The organism is Calothrix sp. NIES-2100, from assembly GCF_963875285.1.
Taxonomy (GTDB): domain Bacteria; phylum Cyanobacteriota; class Cyanobacteriia; order Cyanobacteriales; family Nostocaceae; genus Aulosira.
Genome location: NZ_CAWNLA010000001.1, coordinates 9,380,319 through 9,401,541 on the forward strand (window position 1 = coordinate 9,380,319; position 21,223 = coordinate 9,401,541).

Below are 21,223 nucleotides of genomic sequence, written 5' to 3' on the forward strand. Positions count from 1 at the left end.
GAATATGCAGTTCAAGAACATTCTGGTAGCATCTTCCCTAGTAATTACCAGCTTTGCGATCCCTAACGCCGTTAGCGCCCAAAATCGGGGAACTACTGGCCAGTTTGATTTTTACGTACTGACTTTATCCTGGTCACCAGATTATTGTGCCAAAAATGGCGATCGCGATCCACAGCAATGCAAAGCTGGTAAGAAACTCGGTTTTGTATTACATGGGCTTTGGCCTCAGTATCAAAAAGGTTATCCGGCTAATTGTTCTACTGAAAAATTACCACTAAAAGTCAAACAGCAGTTTCCGGGTTTATTCCCTAGCGATCAGCTTTATGGCCATGAATGGGAAAAACATGGTACTTGTTCTGGTAAAACTCCTCAACAATATTTGGCATTATCTAAACAATTAAAAAATTCTGTTGCTATTCCTACAGCTTATAATCGTCCTAGCAAACCTTTCCGCACAACAATTCAAGGACTCCAAAATACCTTTGTTAATGCTAATCCCGAATTAAATAGTAATAGCATAGCTCCTTATTGTTCTGGCTCAGGAAGATTTTTGCAAGAAGTTTTCTTTTGCTATTCTAAAGACGGTAAACCAGGTATTTGTAGTGAGGAAATTCTTAACATGTCTCGAACAAGCTGTGGACAGTCAGATTTTTTAGTAAGAAATGTGAGATAGTCATTAGTCATTAGTCATTTGTCATTTGTCATTTGTCATTTGTCATTTGTCATTTTTCTTCCTTGTCCCCCATCAATGACTCTTGACTAATGATATGCTGCTTGTGAATCTTCACTATTAGCATCAGCTATGAACCCTGAAGTCGTTTATCGCAGCATCCTCACACCGTTAACTTTTATTCAACGCAATGCTAAAGTATATAGCCATAAAGTCGCGATTATATATAATCAAAAACGCTTCACTTACGGCGAATATGCAGCACGGATCAATTGTTTAGCCTCAGCATTGCGTGATGCTGGACTGGAAAAAGGCGATCGCGTCGCCTTTTTTTGTTTCAATACTCCCCCCATGCTAGAAGCCCATTTTGCAGTACCTTTGGCTGGGGGTGTTTTAGTATCTATTAATACTCGATTAACTTCCCAAGAAGTTGCTTATATATTAAATGATTGTGGTGCTAAATTTTTGTTTGTTGATACAGAATTAGCAAATATCATTCGACCGATTAAAAATACTTTAGAGACTGTCAAACATATTATAAATATCAGCGATATACCAGAATTTGCACCTTTAAATGGGGAAGATTATGAAGCATTTCTCCAAACTGGGAATCCTACTCTTTTACCTTGGGTAATTACTGATGAAATGGAGACAATTTCAATTAATTATACTAGTGGAACTTCTGGGAAACCCAAGGGTGTAATGTATTCCCATCGAGGCGCATATATTAATTCTTTAGGAGAAATAATAGAGACAACATTAACTGCTGATTCAGTTTATCTTTGGACTTTGCCGATGTTTCACTGCAACGGATGGTGTTTTACTTGGGCGGTAACTGCTATCGGTGGGACTCATATTTGTTTGCGTAAATTTAACCCTAGCCATGTTTGGCAATTAATTCAACAAGAAGGAGTTACACATTTAAATGCTGCACCTGTAATTTTAATTTCTCTTGTAAATAATCGCGACTGTCCGGCATTTTTAGAAAAACCTCTCACCATCACCACAGCAGGCGCACCACCTTCACCAACATTGATTGGCAAAATTAGCGAAATAGGTGCAAAAATTATTCACGTTTATGGTTTGACGGAAGTTTATGGCCCTTATACAGTGGGCGAATATCAATCGAATTGGGACGATTTAAATATTACCGAAAAAGCAAAACTTCTGGCGCGTCAAGGCGTACCTTATATTGGAGGAGATGGGTTACGAGTTGTCGATCAAAATATGAATGATGTCCCCGCTGATGGACAAACAATGGGTGAGGTGCTGATGCAAGGAAATATGGTGATGACAGGCTATTATAACGACTCAGAAGCGACCGCAAGGGCATTTAGGGGCGGATGGTTTCATAGTGGCGACTTAGCAGTGATGCATCCTGATGGTTATATTGAAATCCGCGATCGCATGAAAGATATCATCATTACTAGCGGCGAAAATGTCTCTAGTATTGAAGTTGAACAATGCCTTTATCGCCATGAAGCCGTGTTAGAGTGTGCTGTTATTGCCATACCTCATCCCAAACGCGGTGAAGTACCCAAGGCGTTTGTTACCTTGAAAGAGGGCGTAGAAGTTACAGAACAAGAATTAATTCAATTTTGTCGCCAGCAAATTGCTGCTTTTAAATGTCCTACTACGATTGAATTTACTATTCTGCCCAAAACTAGTACAGGTAAAATTCAAAAATATCTGTTACGCGAGAAAGAATGGGTAGGTTTTGAAAAGAGAATTTATGGTGGCTAGTGCAGAAGTCAACAGTCAACAGTCAACAGTCAACAGTCTGTAGGGGCGGGTTCTGTGAGATCTTTACAAAGAAAACAGATATGTCGGTTAAACCCGCCCGTACAAACCCGCCCGTACAACAGTCAACAGTCAACAGTAGTAGATGTGGTGCGTTAGCGTTTAAAAATGATGTCGTACAGTGACAGCAGAATCTCCACCACAATGAGAATTACTACATACCACTCTACTCGTTGGCTACTGCTATGCTGCATAAACTCCAGCACTGTTTGTGCAGTTTGGGAAATTAGCTCTAGTTTACGTTCCAAAGCATGGTGACGCTCACGAATTTCGTATTCATCTTCCAAGCGCAGATATAAATTTTCTAGCTGTGGGGATTCCCAAAGCAACTCTGGCTTATCGATAATCTCTACTCTACCCACAATCTTATGTTGAACTAGCAACGTAGTACCGAGTTGACGCAGTAATTCCCGACTCTGGCGTGTACTCCTGTGTTCACTCTGGAGACTAGCAGCAAACGGTTCAATTTGATCGAATACAGTAGCTAGGCTAGTTTCATAATGAGACAGCACAACACTCTTAGCGAGAATATCAGCCACGATCTGCAAGCGTTCTATACTAAAATCATGGAGTAAAATTTTTCCTTCCTTCACTCTCTCACTTTCGGCAAGTTTGAGCTGAATTTCTACCTCTTCTGTTTCCGGGTTAGCAAAAGGGTCAATAACTTGAGAGGATAGTTTAGTTAAGAAAGCTACCTTTTCTACAGGCTCAAGGTTAAACAGGACAACTGCACCATAGCCCAGCAGTACTGCACAGCCATGCTCACCGACTGTAACCATAATTGGCATAGTCGCCAAGCAAACGTAATTCTCCAATGATTGTAGGTTAATTTTCTTACCAAGGAATAGGGCCTGCGCTCTAAAGTTACCTCTGTCATGAAAAAGAAGTTTTTGCATTGTCGCCCTATGCTATGTTCTGCCTGTTAACCTATGGAAGTAGCGATCGCAATTGATCTGGCGTTATTGCAGATCACTACAATCTCAGCTTACCAAGAAACCTGTCCACCACTACCATGCAACGAATTGCACCCAATTGATAGCTAGCTCAAAAGTATACCAGATAAGTCTGAGAAATTCCCTTGCTTTAAAAACCTGTGTAAAGCTGTAGGAATAAAGTGAAATATTCTCCTGTGCCTTAGTTCTCAACTACCTTGTGCAAATATGCCTTCTATTACTTACAATCGCAGCGACAGCCAACAGCCACAAAGTGTCACCATCAAAGGATATGTTATCCGTCCGGGATTACATGTTGTCAGCCACGAGCAGATTAAGTTAGTCCGCGAACAAATAGAACACAATTCTCAACTGGAAAATTTGGTAAGTCAAGGTGTGATTAAGTTGAGTGGTTAATCATCTGCTATGAGCGATTTAATCATAAATAGGACTTACGCAAGTGTCATATTTTTTCAGCCAAAACCGTCCAGAGCGGAGCCGGAGACGCTCCGCCTCCGGTCAAGAGTCAAATGTCCAAAAAATCTTGACCATTGACTATTGACTATTGACTCTTGACCAGAATATATGTGCCAGTTGCGTAAGTCCTGATAAAATTAAGGTGGACAAATTGCCCACCTTTTTAGCTAAATATTCCTTCTAATTTCTCAGCCTCAAGCTATCGTCACCTCTGGGGATAAATAAACATCCTGAATAGCGTGAAATAGTTTCACACCTTCCTCAAAGGGACGCTGAAACGCCTTACGCCCAGAAATTAATCCTGTACCACCAGCGCGTTTGTTAATCACCGCTGTGCGCACTGCTTCTGCAAAATCATTTTTACCAGAAGCGCCACCAGAATTAATTAATCCTGCACGTCCACAGTAACAATTGAGTACTTGGTAACGAGTTAAATCAATTGGGTGGTCGGTTGTCAAATCTGTGTAAATTCGCTCGTTGGTTTTACCGTAAGATTCACCAGTGGCTTTGGCTACACCACCGTAACCATTATTATTTTCTGGTAACTTCTGTTTAATAATGTCGGCTTCTATTGTGACACCCAAATGATTTGCTTGTCCGGTAAGATCAGCTGCAACATGATAGTCTTTATCTTGTTTAAAAGCATTGTTCCGCAGATAGCACCAGAGAATAGTTACCAAGCCTAATTCATGGGCATATTTAAATGCTTGACTGATTTCTTGAATTTGCCTGGTAGACTGTTCTGAACCAAAATAAATCGTCGCACCTACTGCTGCTGCGCCCAAATTCCAAGCTTGTTCGACATCAGCAAATAATATTTGGTCAAATTGATTGGGAAAAGTCAACAGTTCGTTGTGATTTAATTTGACGATAAAAGGGATTTTGTGAGCATATTTGCGCGCAACACTGCCCAATACACCCAAAGTTGTCGCCACAGCATTACAACCGCCAGCTATTGCTAACCGCACAATATTTTCTGGATCAAAATAAATCGGATTAGGTGCAAAAGATGCTCCGGCTGAATGCTCAATACCTTGGTCTACCGGCAGAATTGAGAGATAGCCCGTATTTGCCAAACGACCAGTAGAATAAAGTTGTTGGAGATTACGCAACACTTGGGGATTGCGATCGCTGTTTAACCAAACTCGATCAATAAAATCTGGTCCCGGTAAATGTAGTAAATCTTGAGAAACTTTTGCTTTGTAGGTCAGCAGATCTTCTGCTTCTTTACCTAAAAAAGACTCGATAGAACTACCTGCTAAGAGCGTTGCCGTCATGGTTTTTTCCTCAAAAACTGAGTAAATGACCTTGCTTTTAAGATAACACTCTTACTATTTATAACTTATTACCCTAGCCGCTAATTAAACTCTGTTTAATTCTAGGTTTTTTCTTTTGCTTCGGAGCGATCGCAATTATTCACAATATAAATAAATTGTTTTTTTTACAATATATCTTTAGGTATATATTTAGCGACATTATTATTAATAATTTGTCAGTTGTCAACAGTCAACCATCAACAGTCAACAGTCAACAGTCAACATTCCCCTGATCCAATTCAATTACCGCTTGTGACATCCGGATTGTTGCAAAGGGTGGGGAAACCCTACGCATCTGTCGCATTCTTTTTTCCAATTGGTATTCCTACAGGGAAGTCGGAAGTTGCTACAGACTACGCGAAACACGGAAACGTCAACCCTGAAGCTGATTCCGGGAACCCTGAAGTTGATTCTGGGTACGCGAAACACGGAAACGTCAACCCTGAAGTTGATTCTGGGTACGCGAAACACGGAAACGTCAACCCTGAAGTTGATTCCGGGAACCCTGAAGTTGATTCTGGGTACGCGAAACACGGAAACGTCAACCCTGAAGTTAATTCCGGGAACCCTGAAGTTGATTCTGGGTACGCGAAACAGACAAATTAGTCCGTAAACAAGGGTTTAATTATGCAACTGTAGCAACTCAAATCCCTGTGAGTGGTAGGATGTTGGAGTAGCTGCTTGACTCGTTGCGATCGATGAATAAACCATTGGATGAAGCGCTTTCGGTTGAAATTTCTCAACGCATCAAAAGCAAAGCCAAAAAAACCTTTGATAATGCTTATAAAGCAGCACTGGCGACTGAGAAAGCAAAGTATGTCCAGGGATTTTTAGTGTTTCCTGGTCAGCCGTATCGACCCATTGAACACGCTTGGGTTGAATTAGAAGAGTCTATTGTTGATCCAAACCTACCCTATCTGCAAAAAAATACCAAGTATTTTTACTACTTTCCCGCAGAAAGCTTCACTGTCAAGCAACTAAAAGCAATCATCGAAGAATCTAAAGAAGATTATCCCGAAGATGACCCCCTACCAATTTATGGCGACGCACCTTATGAATATTATGGTGATGTGATGTTAGGTGGTAAAAATTACTTGAATGCATATCAAGCCGCAGAGGCTAAAAGCAAAGAAATTAATCAACCTAATCTGGAGAATAATTAACAAAATAATTACTAATTCGTAATGACGCTCGTTCCTCGCTACCGCTTCGCTAACGTAATTCGTAATTAAGAATTTATTAATATCCTGACATACGAATTGTCGCAAAGCAAAGGGCGGGGAGACCCATACGTGTCAACTTAACATGAAACCCTTGCCAAAGCTTGATTTTGAATTAAATCGCTTAACATCAAGATCCGCGTTACCCCACCCCAGTTTTGTCTAAAGCCAAAACGTCCCCTCAGAGTTTACGGGGAGGGGATTAAGGGGTGGGGTGAAAGACTTGTGGGATAAGCGTTTTAACTTAAGTTGACACCAATGGGGGAGACCCCGCCCCTACGGATGTATCTGTGTTATGATTTTTTATAATTGCTGGTATTACGAATTTTCATAATTAATTAAGATTTGCCATCGCTACCAAAATATTCTCGATAAGCGCAAATTTTGTCTCCACGCACATCAAAAAAAACAGCTACCCGATTTTTGTAAGGTTGTCCTAATAACAGTCCTTCATCCCGAAATTCAAACACAACTGTTGTTTGGTTACTAGTAATCCGGTCTAAAGAAGTCAGCTTTATACCCTGATTAAAAGCGGTAGAAACATAGTGAAAAAACTCTCTAGCTTTTTCTTTTCCTTGATTCCAACCGTGAAATTTACCTATGGGAAACCAAAATTTAAAGTCTTCTGTCAGCATATTTAAAAACCCTTGCCATTCAGCAGTTGCTAGACCATGCTGAAAATGCTCAAAGGCTTGCTGCGCAATTTTTAACGTATCTTCAGAAGATTGTGTCATCTTTTGAACCTAGTGTATATAAATTTAGTATGAAGCTATGCCCGAAGCGTTTTACGGCAACTTTTTTTCTGTGAAACGCTACACGAACGACGAACGCACTTGTCTCTAACTGCATTTTTGCTGTTTATTAAGCACCTGTATTCCCCGAGATTTTTAACTAAAGTTCTCACTATGAGTGATAAGTAAATAATGTTACTGTTTGAATATAAATTTAACATGAAGAAATACATAAACAACGGGGAAAACTACAATATTTTCCGGTTCGGTGTATTAAAATTATGACAAATTAATAAGCACTTTGTATTACAAATACCAAAGCTACCGTTGCTCAATCAACGGAAGAGTGTCTCCCTCAAAGATGAGGATAGTTGCGTTAGCGGGTTTCCCGATTTGAGGAGACAGCGCATTGCGACGAGACCAACGTTGCGGGAGGTTTTCCCGCAGGCGACTGGCGATATTTGCAGCGTCAAACCTTCAGCATAGCGTCGCTGTCAGCGACGCTTTTAGATCATCCAAAAGGAAGGAAGTTTCCTCAGTTGTAGCGACTGCTAAAAGGATTCACCGATTTCTAGCAACAGTCTTCAAAATGTCTGTCGCAAAGATGCAAAGAAAAATTCATACAATCAACGCATTTATGCAATGTCTCAAAGATATAGAAAGAATATCCTAGTTTTGAATAATCAAGTTTTAGAGGGAAAAAATATGCTGAATTTTGGGACTAGTCCTAAGAATCGTTTATATACAAATCTGAACAGTTACTTCTTGTTTTTAGGTTATATTCTGGGAGGGCAATCAAAGCAAGATAGAAAAGATATTGAGCTTTTTGAACAGGCGCTGTGTGAGCGGTTTGCTACTAAACATGCAATTTGCGTGTATCAATGTCGAATGGGGATATATCTTGCTGTCAAAGCTTTAATCAAGCCAGGACAAGAAGTGATTTTGTCTCCTTACACGATCGCGGATGTGATCAATATGGTGATTTTTGCGGGAGGGCGTCCTGTCTTTGCAGATGTGGATCGCCAAACCTGCAATATTTCTCCTACTGAGGTAGAACGTCTGATAAACCCAAATACGGGAGCCGTTTTGATTACTCATTTGCATGGAATTGCAGCTGAGGCTCACCAAATTAAGAAAATTTGCGATCGCTTTCACATCCCAATGATCGAAGATTGCGCTCAATCCTTTGGCGCGTATGAACAAGGAAAAGCTGTCGGGACAATTGGCGATGTTGGTGTCTTCAGCTTTGAAATGCATAAAAATTTAACTACCTGGCTGGGAGGAGCAGTAATTTCCAACCGCACAGATTTGGTAGAAAAAATCCGTGCTGAATTAGAAAGTTTTAGCTATCCCCCGCTTCCTGGTATTAAGCGGAAAGTTAAATCAGGATTGATACAAGACATTGCTTCCTTCCCTGTAATCTTTCAGCTATTTACCTATCCCCTACTTAGATTTAGTTACCTGAAAGACATTGAAGTTGTGAACGAAAAAGTTCGTAGAAAACCCCAAGAAAGCCAACCAGCAGAACATCTACCTGATGTATACAAGTCCTTGTACACACCATTTCAGGCTCGCCTTGGTTTATCAAGGCTGAAGTACATCAATCATGATATTAAGAAGAGGATTGATAATGCTCTGCTTTATTACGAAGGGTTGAAAGATATTGATGAATTAATTTTACCTCCTTTGCGAACTGATGGCTCTCATACCTATCTTTGGTTCCCAGTGCAATATTCGCGTCGCGATGATCTACTACGATTTATGTTTACTCATCATCGAGATATAGCGGCTGGTCATTTTACTAGCACTGCTGATTCTCCCCGATATCAAGAATTTTATCGTGACTGTCCCAACTCTAAAAAAGTTGAGCAAGAACTATTTTATTTGCCTACCTATCCTCGCTATCCTCGCCAAGAAATTGAGAAAAACATTCAGGTAATTCGCCAATATTTTCGTCAGATATCATCAGTTAGCAAACCCAAAGATATACTTACTTCCACATTAACAATGAGTAATACATAAATTTGTAGGGGCGGGTAAATCCCGCCTATAGCAATCCTATATAATTTAGGAAAATTCACGCTGTCCAGATCCCCGACTTCTTTAAGAAGTCGGGGATCTAACTTTTCACGAGAAAAGTTTATTAAGCAATAATTAGCGCCTTTATTACTGTTCTTCTTCTTCAAAAAACCAAGCTTCTGCCAAAAGTGAAAAGCCAACCAGCCAAAGCAAGCAGAAAGTCGAAACTAAAATTATTCCTGTCATAGCTATTAATTCCCCCGACTTGATTTTAGTACAGAGTTATCTTCAAGTTAGCGAGATTTTCATTGGCTCACACCAAGTTGCAACAAAGCTTGATATAGCGTTTCTCTGTCAAGTGAGGTATAGTCACCCCACCCCCAACCCCCTCCCCGCAAGCGAGGAGGGGGCTATGATGTACTTCATATGATTAGGAAATGCTATAATATTCAACTGAAGTATGAAGTATGAATATTTCAGCCTTCGGTTGACTATTGACAAATGACCAAACTAATTAGAAAGTAACTGTGCATTGAACGCCTTGGTGATGCGATCTCGCGAAAGTTCCAAGTGAGCTATCGTGGAAATATCGAGGTTTTCACCAAATTGCTTGATTTGGCTGTCAATCGCTGTTTGCAGTTGACGCAATTCATACCAAGCCAAGGTTCGCCCATCTTCAGCTGCGTCAGTATGCTGTAACATCATTTCTAGCAAAATATTCAAATGTTCCCGTTGCAAGGAACGGCGGATGCTAGAAATTGGTTTTGGATTCTGGGGAGTTAAAATTTCTGTCCAGATACCTTTTTGGAGGGTATCAAACAGTTCGGGGATGGAAAGTGCTTCTCCTGGCGGTGTTTTTAATTCTATATCTTGTAAGCGATTTAGGCGATCGCTGTTGAGGAGCGATCGCAATATCCGACTTTGGAAGCGAAAAATGCGATCGTGGATGGGATAATCTAGGCGATCGTTAGGTACAGGATTCCCCCAGTGTTGCCAACGTGACGGTGCTAGTTGATTTAATAATTGTGGTGAAAAACTAAAAGCATCCTCAGCAAAAGCATACTCTTGTAGCTTTGTCAATGCCTGACGTTGTTTGTCTAAAGAAACTGGTACAAATGCCCAAGATGTATCATCACCAGCATGAACACGTCGGAAAGACTGCCCACCAATATATTGAGAAACTAAGGTGGCGTTGCGAAAATAGTATCTCAGGACGCGATTAAATAAAACACGCAAATTACTATAGCTTTCTCCTTTCGGGAGATAACGCTGATCCAGACGTTCCCACATGACGCGGGCATTATCCATTTGCCATTGGGAATATACTAAAACATCGCTGCTCATGTCCCAGAGGTTTGCTAGGGGATTGATATCCCAAATATCTTCATCCGTAGCGTAAGATAATTCTGGCTGCGGCGACGCTAAAGCAATCTGTTCTAAAAAGCTTTTTTCTGCTTCTGGCATCATAGAATCAAGTGCAGCTTGCGGGCTTCTCTTATAACCATATTCAATTGCCCATTCGTCATAAGGCCCCACAACCCCCGGAAAATAGTCACCTTGCTGTTCTCCCTGTGGGGCGATGTTTACAGGTAAATAATCCATCACCGAACCAGCTAAACCTTTGGTTTGGGTAATTTCCGTATTATTTAATTCCTGGGGCGCTAACATGGTGCTGCCATGAAAATTATGGCGTAAACCCAGCGTATGTCCAACTTCATGGGCAATCACAGAACGCAAATATTGATGCACATATTCCTTCATGGCTTCGCTACTGGGTGTATTGTTCTGCAACAGCGATAAAGCCAGCGCCCCCATAGCTGCTTGATCTAAGGAATCCTTGCCAAAGCATATTTCCGAAGAAGGTAGAAGCAGAGAATTCTTACCCTCTCCGATCTGTCTCACTTCTCCTCCGCTCACTTCGACTTCGCTCAGTGAGCGGAGTCGTTCGCGTAGCGTCTCCGACAGGAGAACTGAGTGTTCCCCAATATCTCCACATGGGTTTTTACTCGCATTTGCATCCATCAAGGCGCGATATTCTTGCTGAATTGAACGCACCATACCTGCATCGACGATAATATCTGCATCCAATATTTCCCCGGTGAATGGGTTAACGCGCATCGGCCCCTTGGCAAAACCTGCATCTAGGGAATTGAACCAGCGGATAGTGTTGTAACGCATATCTGCGGGCTGCCAATCAGCATCATCTGGCATTTGTCGCACTTCAATGGCATTTTTAAATCCCGCTTTAGCAAAGGCTTTGTTCCACATCAGCACGCCTTCACGAATCGCGTCGCGGTACTCTAATGGCACAGCGTTTTCAATCCAAAACACAATCGGCTCCTTGGGTGGCGATAAAGGTGCATCAGGATCGGCTGGTTCTAGATGCCAACGATTGATGTAACGTACAAATGGTTTTTGAGTGCGATCGCCTGAGAAATCTTGGAAGGCTGTAATAAAATATCCTACTCTATCATCAGCAATTCTCGGTATATAACCGTTATTTTCTCTCAGTTGGGAAAAGCTGTAGTGTACTTTTAACGAGAGTGCCCGACTATCGGGTAAGGTAACTAAATTTGCACCTTCTGATGAGGAAAACCCGTAAATGGAATCAATCTCTAGATTTTCGGGAAAGCTATTGACAGCATCAAAATAAGACTTACTTGGGTCTAAGCGATAATCAGCTTGCAAAGAGTATTTTAATAAAGGAGTTAAACCTGGAAAATCCTGCATCAGCAGATTGTCTAGGTTAATCAGAATATTTTTACTACGTGGATCAATAGTGTCTATTTCCAGGGCATAAAGAACGGAATCGCTAAAAGAACGAGCAAGCGATCGCTGTTCTGGTTCACCTGGTTCTGTACGAAATTTAACATTCCGGACTACAAAATGCAAATTGTTATTTACTCGCCGGAAATAGAAAAGAAAATCAGACAGGGGTAAGCCGCTATAAATCCCACTTTCCCCCAATCCCGATTCTAATGTCACTGTAGCTAAGTAATTTTTATTCAGCTGTTCTGGTGTCAATTCTAAGTAAATTCTTCCATCTTCTGGATGGCGATAAACCGTGAATAGTCCCTCTAATTTCTCAGTTACTTTGACTATCTCCCGAAATCGCCGCCAATCTTCCTTTCGACTTTCGCCAAAAATATTGTCAGCACTGGCGATATTTTCCCATGCGGTCAGTCCAGGAAGTTCCGGCACATCAATATTTGCAAGTTGGCTGGCGACTGCGTAATTAGTTCCTAGTAACCAGTTATACAGAAAAAATAGACAAATGACTAATTTCCCGATCCAGTATTTCATCCTTTAGTTTTCCAGCTGAAGCGATTCTCGTCTTGAGGAAAAAATGTGGATTCATGCGTCTTCAGTCAGCCTTGCCAATACTTCCCAAAAAATTTGAACCTACGCACTCAATAAATCCACCGCAGTCAGACAAACAATTGTTTGTCATTACCCAAATTATCCATTTATAAGATGAAATTGATTATCTGGCAAGTTTTTATGTCTTTAGATAGATTTCTTCTCCTACTAAAGATATAGGTTTTTTCAAGTAATATCTTGTATTTAATACCAAAAAACGCCCGTAAATTGTATTTAGAGCTACATTTGGGCGCGTCAGGAAAGAAAGGTAGAGGAAGCAGAGAGGGACAAGGGGGACAAGGGAGACAAGGAAGACAAATAATTCAAAGTTTTCTCCTGTTAAGAGTTCTCTGTTCCCTTTGAGGAATGACAAATGACGAACGACCGACACGCAGATTTATTCCTAATAATTGAAAACTTAAATGATAAACATTGATTAAATTCAATGGTTATTCAAATACCACACCAATACTTTTCGGTTAAGGGGAAAAAGAGGAATGGGAAAAGGGAAAGAAAAAACCTTTAACCCTTACCCTTTCACCTTTTACCCAAAACCAATTTTAATTTCAAAACGCTTAACTGAGTAGTATTGAATACCACACTTTAAAACTTAAATGATAACCATTGAGTAAATTCAATGATTATTCAAATACCACAATAATAAATCTTTCTGATGGCTATATTTAGAAATTAGCATTTTACTAATTGACTAGTTTGCAGTCAATATAAGAATAAGAACTTTAACTATAGAAAATATATTGTTGGTAAAAACACATGGCATTACTTACAGAAGCAACTCCAGTTAATACAACTCCCGGACTGTTGACCATTGAAACTGCCCAAATCGCTGCCGAAACTACTGCAATTCGTTGTCTTGATTGGGATAGAGAACGTTTTGATATTGAATTTGGGTTACGGAATGGGACAACCTATAACTCTTTTTTAATTCAAGGTGAAAAAATTGCCTTAGTTGATACTTCTCACCGCAAATTTGAAAGTTTATATCTGGACTTAATCACTGGATTAATTGAGCCAAGCAAAATAGACTACTTAATTATTAGCCACACAGAACCCGATCATAGTGGCTTAGTGAAAAACATTTTAGAACTGGCTCCTGACATTACCATAGTTGGTGCAAAGGTAGCCATTCAATTTCTGGAAAATATGGTTCACCAGCCATTTAAATCAATATTGGTGAAAAGTGGAGAACGTTTAGCCTTAGGTAATGGGCATGAATTAGAATTTGTTTCTGCACCTAATTTACATTGGCCAGACACAATTTTGACCTATGACCATAAAACTAAAATTCTCTACACCTGTGATGTATTTGGAATGCATTACTGTGATGATCACACCTATGATGAGAATTTTCATGTCATAGAAGAAGATTTTAAATATTACTACGACTGTCTGATGGGGCCGAATGCACGTTCTGTTTTAGCAGCTTTAAAGCGGATTGAAAAATTAGAAATCGGCACAGTTGCCACAGGACATGGCCCTTTACTAAAACAGTATATTTCTGAATGGTTGGGCAAGTATGGAACTTGGAGCCGAGAACAAGCAAAAACAGAGACATTAGTAGCAATGTTTTATGCTGAAGATTATGGATATAGTGAACAATTAGTCAGGACAATAGCGCATGGTTGTACAAAAACAGGTGTAGCAGTAGAATTAGTAGATATTAATAGTGCTGAACCGCAAGAAGTTAGGGAATTAGTCGGACAAGCTGCTGGTTTAGTTATTAGTATGCCGTCCCAAAATTCAGTTACGGCTCAAGCAGCTATCAGCACTATTTTAGCAGCGGTTCATCAGAAACAAACAATTGGTTTAGTAGAGTCGGGTGGAGGCGAAGATGAACCAGTTTATCCCTTACGCAACAAATTCCAAGAATTAGGATTAACTGAAGGTTTCGCGCCTATTTTAGTCAAAGAACATCCTACCCAATCTATAGAACAATTGTGTGAAGAAGCTGGGACAGATTTAGGTCAATGGTTAACCCGCGATCGCACAATTAAACAAATTAAATCCATCAATACAGATTTAGAAAAAGCTCTAGGTAGGATTAGTAATGGACTGTATATTATTACAGCCAAAAAAGGCGAAGTTCAAAGTGCAATGCTGGCTTCTTGGGTCACACAAGCGAGTCTCAATCCTTTAGGAGTAGCAATTGCTGTTTCTAAAGACAGAGCCATAGAATCCTTGATGCATGTAGGCGATCGCTTTGTTTTAAATGTTTTAGAAGAAGGCAAATATCAAGGATTAATGAAACATTTCCTCAAGCGCTTTGCGCCTGGTGCAGATCGCTTTGCTGGCGTTAAAACTTATCCTGCAACTAATGAATCTCCCATATTAGCTGACGCTTTAGCTTATATGGAATGTGAAATTACCAGCCGCATGGATTGTGGAGATCATTGGATTATTTATAGCACTGTGCAAACTGGAAGAGTTGCCAAAATCAATGCATTAACCGCCGTTCATCATCGCAAAATTGGCAATCATTATTAAATGGGCATTGGGCATTGGGCATTTATCTCCCTTGTCCTCCTTGTCTCCTTTGCCCTCCTTCCCCAACCTCTCTGCTTTTTCATAACGCCGATCTACTTCTTACCACTTCACTAATTAATTGAGAGTGCTATATGTATCAGCCTGCTGAAAATAATCCAATCTCTATATTTCAAATCAATCGAGCGCGTATCGTTCGCAGCTTGGAATTTATCCAAGACTTGATTGTTATTTCTTTGTGTATCGGTTTATTTAGTTTCATGGTGATTCAGGTGAGAGATATGTTTCTCTCGTTGCTTCCGCCTCTAGATTTTCATCTTGTAACTGCCGATATCCTCTTTTTACTCATTTTAGTTGAGTTATTTCGACTCCTAATTATTTATCTCCAAGAACAACGAATATCTATTGGCGTAGCTGTGGAAGTTTCTATCGTTTCCGCCTTGCGAGAAGTCATTGTTAAAGGCGTACTAGAAATAACTTCGAGTCAAGTTTTAGCAACTTGTGCATTTTTACTAGTTTTAGGAGTCCTACTTTTCTTGCGAGTTTGGTTACCCCCTACCTTTGAAGGAATTGATCCAGAACAAGAAGTATCTAAACGCTATAAACGTCTCCATCAAGAAGAATTAGCGAAAAACAACGGACGTTAGGAAGAAGATGGGGAGACATGGAGACGCGGGGACGCGGAGAAATAATAAATGACAAATGACGAATGACAACTGACAACTGACCATTGACAAAGAGGTTACTATGTCTACTGCTACTTTAATACCCAATCGCCATAGAGATGTTCAGGTTGCGGATATTGGTGTAAATACGCTGATATTGCGATCGCGTACTTGGGAACGGCTAAAATTTGAGGTTGAGTATTCTCGTCAACGAGGAACTACAGCCAACTCTTATTTGATCCAAGCTGATAAAAAGGTTTTAATTGATCCGCCCGGTGAATCTTTTACGGAAATTTTCTTGGCACAACTAGCACAGCATCTAGATTTGACAACTTTAGATTATATTGTGCTTGGTCATGTCAACCCCAACCGTAGAGCCACTTTAAAAGAGTTGCTGTCTTTAGCCCCTCAAGCAACTTTAATCTGTTCTCGCCCAGCGGCTAATGCTTTAAAAACCGCCTTTCCTGAATGGGAATCACGTATTCAATCTGTGCGATCGCAAGATACCCTAGATTTAGGACAAGGACATCAACTGTCATTTATCAGCGTCCCTACTCCCCGTTGGGCTGATGGGCTTTGTACCTACGATTTGGCTACCAAAATTCTCTACACTGACAAGTTCTTTGGCGCTCATATTTGTGAAGATGCTTTATTTGATGAAGATTGGAAGGCTTTAGATCCGGAGCGTAGATACTATTTTGACTGTCTTCATGCTCCTCAATCTAAACAAGTTGAAGTTGCTTTAGATAAATTAACAGTTTTGGGTGCAAAATGTTACGCCCCAGCACATGGCCCGGTTGTGCGTTACAGCCTTAGCCGTTTTACCTATGATTATCGCCAATGGTGTCAAGGGCAAAAGTCTCAAGAGTTAAGCGTGGCTTTGCTTTATGCCTCGGCTTATGGTAATACAGCAATTCTCGCCAATGCGATCGCTCAAGGTTTGATTGAAAATGGTATTAATGTTGAATCTATCAACTGTGAACTAGCCCAACCAGCAGAGATTAGCCGCATTGTCGAAGCTTGTGATGGATTTATTATTGGTTCACCCACTTTAGGGGGACACGCACCAACTCAAGTTCAAACGGCTTTGGGAATAGTCCTCTCATCTGCGGCTAAAACTAAGCTAACTGGGGTGTTTGGTTCCTACGGTTGGAGTGGCGAAGCTATTGATTTACTGGAAAATAAGCTGAAAGATGCCAATTATCGTTTAGGCTTTGAGACAATTCGGGTACGCTTCAGCCCTACGCCGTATACTATACAGCAGTGCCAAGATGCAGGCGCTACCTTTGCCCAAAACTTGAAGAAAACGAAAAAACTGCGGACTTCCCGTCAGGTTGTAACAGAAGCCAAAGTAGATCGTACCGAACAAGCAGTAGGTAGAATTATTGGTTCTTTGTGTGTCGTCACCACTCGCGATCAAGACAACCATAAAGGTATCTTAACTTCCTGGATATCCCAGGCAACTTTTAACCCGCCAGGGATTATGATTGCGATCGCTCAAGAACAAAATGCCGATTTAATGCGTCATCCTGGGGACAAATTTGTATTGAACATCCTCAAGGAAGGCAGAAATGTTCGCCGCTATTTTTCTAATCACAGCACTTTAGGCGAAAATCCTTTTGCTAATCTTCCCACCCAAACTGCCGATAATGGCTGCTTGATTCTCTCTGAGGCGTTAGCTTATTTAGAATGTACGGTACAAAATCAACTCGAATGTGGTGACAGATACTTGATTTATGCCGTAATCGATAAGGGAGAAGTATTAGAACATGACGGTGTCACCGCCATCGAACATCGTAAATCTGGCACTCAGTATTAAGTTGGGCATGGGGCATTGGGCATTGGGCACTTGTACTGAGCGTAAAGCCTGCGGCATAGCTTCTCCTGTCGGAGAGGCTGCGCCAACGCTTAGCGCGTAGCGGACGCACCAGAAGTCGAAGTATTGGGCATTTGTCCCCCTTCCCGTGTCTCCCGTGTCCCCCTTGTCTCCCTTGTCTCTCTTGTCCCCCCTTGTCTCCCCCATCCCCGATTCAGCTATTTATCCGAAAAAATGGAAGCACCTGATAACTTTTAGTTGAGTTCGTAAAGCAGCTAATTTGTTGATCTAAGCTGGTTCAAATACTCCTGAGGGAATTGGCACAAGTTGCGGAGTTGATAAGCATATTCCCTGTCTATACCAAATCCCCTCAACCTCAAAAGCCTCAAATTGGGTTGTCAGGATTGCCCAAGCTTTTTCATTTAGCCCAGCAGAATAAGTCCAAGTGAACCGCCGATCGTTGTACAATCTCTGTTCCAGTTCGGCTAAATCCTCAGGTAGCCAAAACTGGGTCATAATCCTGTGAGTGGCAATTTCTGGCGGTGTCTGTAACATGTCAGCCATTGGCTTATTCACAATGATTTGTTTGCGAGTATCTTGTCTGACTATACTTACGGGACGATCATTTTCCGCAGCCGCAACCATCCTGTACAACAACTGTGATGGGATGTGTAACTGGCTGCAAAAAACTGCACCCTGATATTGCAAAATGCGTTCGGCTGTTTCCGAGGCTGTAGGCAATTGTTTACTTGCCATCCAAGAGAAAAATTCAATCGGTTGTTTGCAGCCTCGCCATTTAATCCGCACTTTGCCATTAATTTTACATGCAGTTTCGCTGAGTTCTTCTCCGTAGCTTTGCGCCAGATACGTGGCATCGCGTTTTGTTGGGGCAAAAATTGAAACCCCTTCATGAGACATTTTATAATTCCACCCCGGTAAGTTGAGGATTTTAAGAATACTCGCACTCATCTTCTTTGACACCTCCAGAATCTTTATATACTTTTACACCCTGAGAGTCCTGATACACGGAAATTTTGAAAGTTTCTTGCCAGATTTTTTTTCTTTCCTCCTCCGGTAGGGCTAAAGCCGATGTAATGATGGCAAAGTCCCCTGGTGTTGGTAGTACTTCGCCTTTTGCCAAGGCGGGCAAGTTTTTCACCCCACAACGCTTGAGTTTTGCCATATTGATTCGGACTAAATCAGCAATTGTTTTTGGGGTAGCTTTTTGGGCGTTGAGAGCATGAGCATCTGTTTTTTTGGCTATCCACTCTTGAGTCATCTCTTCTAAAGCGTCGCTTTGGGAGATGCCTAAGCGGGCACAAATGCTTTTGAACTCTAGGGCTAAATCCAGTGGGATATAGCCGCTAATTTGCTTGTAATCATCAGAACGCCTTCTATCAGTCATATGCCGAAATTGTGAATTTTATCCTTGTCTCTATTTTCTCTCAGGAAGTCCAAAACGCAAGACATTTGTTTTTGTCACATTTAAATGACAGCTTGACAAAAAAAAATGACAAGCTTAGTATAGTGACAAGGAGCAGTAAGCGGCTGAAGACTAAGAAACGGTAGACGACCTGGAAGCTAGCTGCTTTTTCTAGTAGTTAGCTTCTCATCTTTATTTAGGAATCCAAGGGTTGCTTGTCCCTTATTTATTAAGTATATATGCTTGTACAAATTATGCAACATGAGATTGTAATCTCTTGAATTTGTCTACGCTAATTTCCAGTTGCATCCTGTTACTAGAGTATGGTTAACTGCACAAAGAATTTCGCCTAGTAACCAAGGTAAGTTTAATTCTTTCGTCTCAACCGTAGCAGATTGCCTTAATGCCTGATTTTTGACTCAACTACAATTATGACTCAATTAACCTTTGACCAATTCGTTCATCCACTCTCTGAGTTTCCCAAGATTGTCCATCTCGAAGGTACTGATGAGCCGATGTTAGATATGTACACAATGGCAGGGATTTTACTTTATGCTGCTTGTGCCAATAACAACATCAAGGCTAAAGAAAATATTCTTGAAACAATAGCAGAGCATGAGGAATTAGATGCAGAAATTTTGTTTGCGCGGTGTCAAATAGGCGATCGCGCCGCAATTTTACAAACGATGAGCCTCATAGTTTCTGGGATGGAAAGCAGTCTGGAGACAGTGGAAGTAGGTTAAAAGGCTAAACTTTAGAGAGTTGTGTAAACAAGCTAAAAATCTCTTGTGCTTTCTATTGTTTGTTGATCCGCTCGATAAAATAATCTCGCCAGCTTGCTGGTAATGCTGAAAGTTTGACAACACGGTGCAGCTGTTCTGAATCGTTAGTTTCGTGGAGGTACAGCCGAGTGATATCAGCAACTGTAATCTGATTTTCGTCTTGATGAACGAGTTCCAGTGTATCGCCTGCACCGACTTCACCTTCTTGTACTACTGAAAAGTAAAAGCCAGTCAGACGACTTGCTAAAAATAGTTTCACAATATCAGTTCGGCCAAATTTAATTCCTAGTTTATAGCAGGGCAGACGTGGTTGTGTAACCATAACTTCAGCTGTGCCAATGCGGAAGCGATCGCCAATATTAATACCATCCTCTTTCAATCCAACTATTGTAAAATTCTCCCCGAATGCTCCCCAAGATAGAGCCACATCTGGCAGTTCGTTACGCCAGTAGTCATAATGTTCACAAGGGTAAGCATAGGCTGCTTTATCCACACCACCATGCACAGTTAAATCGGCCTGTCCATCACCATCTAAGTTAAGCGTTCTGAGCATCACTCGCTCGGAAATTGGTTCCTTAAAGATACCAGTTGTCACAGTTTTGCCTTTCCAAGATACTTCACGAGGAAGTCCGACATTGACAGAGATAAGTTGCATCTTTGAGCCTCCTGCAAAAATATTGAGTCACTACACGTAAGTTTTGAGATAGTGTCAGCTTCTTAACTGATCAAACCTGCACAAAGCAAGTAGGCGCGATTAAACCGAACTATGTAAAGTTTTGTAGAGGAAAAAGAGAAAGGTTAACAGCCTAGTTAGCTATCTGTATCAGCAGGATGATGTTTTCGATTGCAGAGCATTGAGAAAATAGCAAAGGAAATTATCTACCTGTTGATGACTAACCTAGTTCTGCCAGAAATTGTACAAGAAATTCTAGATAAAAACACCGAGCCAGATGCTATTTTCCGGGAAATTTTGCCGATAATTGGCGACGAATTGCAGTGCGATCGCTGTTTTCTCTATTTGCGAAATCCTCAAACTAAGTTAGCAAAAGTCGCCTATTGCTGGCGGCGAAATCAAGAGATACCAGATATTACAGACTTAAATTGGAGATTAGATCCAGAATCTTTACCCCAAGAAGATCCGTTATTTGCCGCTGCACTCCGCAATGATCCTTCTGTTTATGTTGAAGATATAGAAACCGCCAGTCCAGAAGTTGTGAATAAAGAATTTGAGCATAAGTACATGGGACATAGAGCTTTGATACATGCTCATTTGTGCCAAAATCATCAATTATGGGGAATTTTACAACCTGCTGTCTTTGGCAGACCGCGAGTTTGGTCAGAACGCGATCGCGCTTTTGTCACTCAACTGGAAACTAAACTCATACCTTTGGTAGTTGCTTATGTCAAAGCTGCTATTGAATCTCAATCTGACACATAATCTGGGAGAAACAACTACTTAATCCTACTGACCAAAGAGTGTAAAACTAAGCTTGTAAGTAAACTTTTTTTG

Annotated in this window: 18 protein-coding genes; 11 read left to right on the forward strand and 7 right to left on the reverse strand. The window is 40.9% G+C overall.

Annotated elements, in window-relative coordinates; all coding sequences use genetic code 11:
- The first annotated feature begins 4 nt into the window (after positions 1–4).
- The gene (locus tag AACU32_RS38200; protein WP_096607426.1) at positions 5–673 is read left to right on the forward strand and encodes a ribonuclease T2 family protein; all 669 of its coding nucleotides are present in this window, start codon (positions 5–7) and stop codon (positions 671–673) included.
- A 129-nt stretch (positions 674–802) separates the two neighbouring features.
- Complete coding sequence (locus tag AACU32_RS38205; protein WP_096607427.1) at positions 803–2,413, forward strand: acyl--CoA ligase family protein; 1,611 nt, start codon at positions 803–805, stop codon at positions 2,411–2,413.
- A 152-nt stretch (positions 2,414–2,565) separates the two neighbouring features.
- Here AACU32_RS38205 and AACU32_RS38210 read toward each other — a convergent pair whose 3' ends face one another.
- Positions 2,566–3,366, reverse strand: a complete 801-nt coding sequence (locus AACU32_RS38210) for an RMD1 family protein (RefSeq protein WP_096607428.1) — start codon at positions 3,364–3,366, stop codon at positions 2,566–2,568.
- A 264-nt stretch (positions 3,367–3,630) separates the two neighbouring features.
- Between AACU32_RS38210 and AACU32_RS38215 the strand changes: the two genes are divergently transcribed.
- Positions 3,631–3,819, forward strand: a complete 189-nt coding sequence (locus AACU32_RS38215) for a hypothetical protein (protein ID WP_096607429.1) — start codon at positions 3,631–3,633, stop codon at positions 3,817–3,819.
- A 254-nt stretch (positions 3,820–4,073) separates the two neighbouring features.
- Here AACU32_RS38215 and AACU32_RS38220 read toward each other — a convergent pair whose 3' ends face one another.
- On the reverse strand, positions 4,074–5,156 hold the full coding sequence (locus tag AACU32_RS38220) for a class I fructose-bisphosphate aldolase (protein ID WP_096607430.1): 1,083 nt from the start codon (positions 5,154–5,156) through the stop codon (positions 4,074–4,076).
- Between the two features lie 219 nt (positions 5,157–5,375).
- On the opposite strand from AACU32_RS38220, the gene AACU32_RS38225 reads away from it, so the two are divergent.
- Both AACU32_RS38225 and AACU32_RS38230 read left to right on the forward strand, forming a co-directional pair.
- Entirely contained in the window at positions 5,376–5,801 is a 426-nt protein-coding gene (locus AACU32_RS38225; RefSeq protein ID WP_339378610.1) for a hypothetical protein, read from the forward strand.
- A 92-nt stretch (positions 5,802–5,893) separates the two neighbouring features.
- Positions 5,894–6,358, forward strand: coding sequence for a hypothetical protein (locus tag AACU32_RS38230; RefSeq protein ID WP_096607431.1), 465 nt, complete (start codon positions 5,894–5,896; stop codon positions 6,356–6,358).
- A gap of 395 nt (positions 6,359–6,753) precedes the next feature.
- Here the strand turns inward: AACU32_RS38230 and AACU32_RS38235 are convergent, their stop codons facing one another.
- Positions 6,754–7,149 carry a nuclear transport factor 2 family protein gene (locus AACU32_RS38235; RefSeq protein ID WP_096607432.1) on the reverse strand — a complete coding sequence of 132 codons (396 nt, stop codon included), beginning with the start codon at positions 7,147–7,149 and terminating at the stop codon, positions 6,754–6,756.
- 702 nt (positions 7,150–7,851) lie between these two features.
- Between AACU32_RS38235 and AACU32_RS38240 the strand changes: the two genes are divergently transcribed.
- Positions 7,852–9,168, forward strand: coding sequence for a DegT/DnrJ/EryC1/StrS family aminotransferase (locus tag AACU32_RS38240; protein WP_339378611.1), 1,317 nt, complete (start codon positions 7,852–7,854; stop codon positions 9,166–9,168).
- 507 nt (positions 9,169–9,675) lie between these two features.
- Here the strand turns inward: AACU32_RS38240 and AACU32_RS38245 are convergent.
- A complete protein-coding gene (locus tag AACU32_RS38245; RefSeq protein WP_096607434.1) occupies positions 9,676–12,468 on the reverse strand; it encodes a zinc-dependent metalloprotease in 2,793 nt (930 codons plus the stop codon).
- A gap of 831 nt (positions 12,469–13,299) precedes the next feature.
- Here AACU32_RS38245 and AACU32_RS38250 point away from each other — a divergent pair.
- The 3 genes from AACU32_RS38250 to AACU32_RS38260 all read left to right on the forward strand — a co-directional run bounded on the left by AACU32_RS38250 (position 13,300) and on the right by AACU32_RS38260 (position 17,511).
- Positions 13,300–15,030, forward strand: a complete 1,731-nt coding sequence (locus AACU32_RS38250; RefSeq protein ID WP_096607435.1) for a diflavin flavoprotein — start codon at positions 13,300–13,302, stop codon at positions 15,028–15,030.
- Between the two features lie 131 nt (positions 15,031–15,161).
- Positions 15,162–15,674, forward strand: coding sequence for a phosphate-starvation-inducible PsiE family protein (locus AACU32_RS38255; RefSeq protein ID WP_096607436.1), 513 nt, complete (start codon positions 15,162–15,164; stop codon positions 15,672–15,674).
- Between the two features lie 100 nt (positions 15,675–15,774).
- A complete protein-coding gene (locus AACU32_RS38260; protein ID WP_096607437.1) occupies positions 15,775–17,511 on the forward strand; it encodes a diflavin flavoprotein in 1,737 nt (578 codons plus the stop codon).
- Between the two features lie 285 nt (positions 17,512–17,796).
- Here the strand turns inward: AACU32_RS38260 and AACU32_RS38265 are convergent, their stop codons facing one another.
- Complete coding sequence (locus tag AACU32_RS38265) at positions 17,797–18,477, reverse strand: hypothetical protein (protein WP_096607438.1); 681 nt, start codon at positions 18,475–18,477, stop codon at positions 17,797–17,799.
- Positions 18,458–18,913 (reverse strand): hypothetical protein, encoded by a 456-nt coding sequence (locus AACU32_RS38270; protein ID WP_096607439.1) that lies wholly within the window; start codon positions 18,911–18,913, stop codon positions 18,458–18,460. The genes AACU32_RS38265 and AACU32_RS38270 overlap by 20 nt, the downstream gene beginning before the upstream one ends.
- A 449-nt stretch (positions 18,914–19,362) precedes the next feature.
- On the opposite strand from AACU32_RS38270, the gene AACU32_RS38275 reads away from it, so the two are divergent.
- The gene (locus tag AACU32_RS38275; RefSeq protein WP_096607440.1) at positions 19,363–19,674 is read left to right on the forward strand and encodes a hypothetical protein; all 312 of its coding nucleotides are present in this window, start codon (positions 19,363–19,365) and stop codon (positions 19,672–19,674) included.
- Between the two features lie 52 nt (positions 19,675–19,726).
- Here AACU32_RS38275 and AACU32_RS38280 read toward each other — a convergent pair whose 3' ends face one another.
- On the reverse strand, positions 19,727–20,368 hold the full coding sequence (locus AACU32_RS38280) for an MOSC domain-containing protein (RefSeq protein WP_096607441.1): 642 nt from the start codon (positions 20,366–20,368) through the stop codon (positions 19,727–19,729).
- Positions 20,369–20,602: 234 nt separating this feature from the next.
- On the opposite strand from AACU32_RS38280, the gene AACU32_RS38285 reads away from it, so the two are divergent.
- Complete coding sequence (locus AACU32_RS38285; RefSeq protein WP_096607442.1) at positions 20,603–21,151, forward strand: GAF domain-containing protein; 549 nt, start codon at positions 20,603–20,605, stop codon at positions 21,149–21,151.
- Positions 21,152–21,223: the final 72 nt, after the last annotated feature.

Excerpts from the sequence above, each read along its gene's own strand:
- AACU32_RS38280 (WP_096607441.1), bottom strand. The coding sequence starts at position 20,368 with ATGCAACTTATCTCTGTCAATGTCGGACTTCCTCGTGAAGTATCTTGG.
- AACU32_RS38210 (WP_096607428.1), bottom strand. The coding sequence starts at position 3,366 with ATGCAAAAACTTCTTTTTCATGACAGAGGTAACTTTAGAGCGCAGGCC.
- AACU32_RS38215 (WP_096607429.1), top strand. The coding sequence starts at position 3,631 with ATGCCTTCTATTACTTACAATCGCAGCGACAGCCAACAGCCACAAAGT.
- AACU32_RS38285 (WP_096607442.1), top strand. The coding sequence starts at position 20,603 with ATGACTAACCTAGTTCTGCCAGAAATTGTACAAGAAATTCTAGATAAA.
- AACU32_RS38200 (WP_096607426.1), top strand. The coding sequence starts at position 5 with ATGCAGTTCAAGAACATTCTGGTAGCATCTTCCCTAGTAATTACCAGC.
- AACU32_RS38205 (WP_096607427.1), top strand. The coding sequence starts at position 803 with ATGAACCCTGAAGTCGTTTATCGCAGCATCCTCACACCGTTAACTTTT.
- AACU32_RS38220 (WP_096607430.1), bottom strand. The coding sequence starts at position 5,156 with ATGACGGCAACGCTCTTAGCAGGTAGTTCTATCGAGTCTTTTTTAGGT.
- AACU32_RS38245 (WP_096607434.1), bottom strand. The coding sequence starts at position 12,468 with ATGAAATACTGGATCGGGAAATTAGTCATTTGTCTATTTTTTCTGTAT.
- AACU32_RS38255 (WP_096607436.1), top strand. The coding sequence starts at position 15,162 with ATGTATCAGCCTGCTGAAAATAATCCAATCTCTATATTTCAAATCAAT.
- AACU32_RS38260 (WP_096607437.1), top strand. The coding sequence starts at position 15,775 with ATGTCTACTGCTACTTTAATACCCAATCGCCATAGAGATGTTCAGGTT.
- AACU32_RS38235 (WP_096607432.1), bottom strand. The coding sequence starts at position 7,149 with ATGACACAATCTTCTGAAGATACGTTAAAAATTGCGCAGCAAGCCTTT.
- AACU32_RS38240 (WP_339378611.1), top strand. The coding sequence starts at position 7,852 with ATGCTGAATTTTGGGACTAGTCCTAAGAATCGTTTATATACAAATCTG.
- AACU32_RS38270 (WP_096607439.1), bottom strand. The coding sequence starts at position 18,913 with ATGACTGATAGAAGGCGTTCTGATGATTACAAGCAAATTAGCGGCTAT.
- AACU32_RS38265 (WP_096607438.1), bottom strand. The coding sequence starts at position 18,477 with ATGAGTGCGAGTATTCTTAAAATCCTCAACTTACCGGGGTGGAATTAT.
- AACU32_RS38250 (WP_096607435.1), top strand. The coding sequence starts at position 13,300 with ATGGCATTACTTACAGAAGCAACTCCAGTTAATACAACTCCCGGACTG.
- AACU32_RS38275 (WP_096607440.1), top strand. The coding sequence starts at position 19,363 with ATGACTCAATTAACCTTTGACCAATTCGTTCATCCACTCTCTGAGTTT.
- AACU32_RS38230 (WP_096607431.1), top strand. The coding sequence starts at position 5,894 with ATGAATAAACCATTGGATGAAGCGCTTTCGGTTGAAATTTCTCAACGC.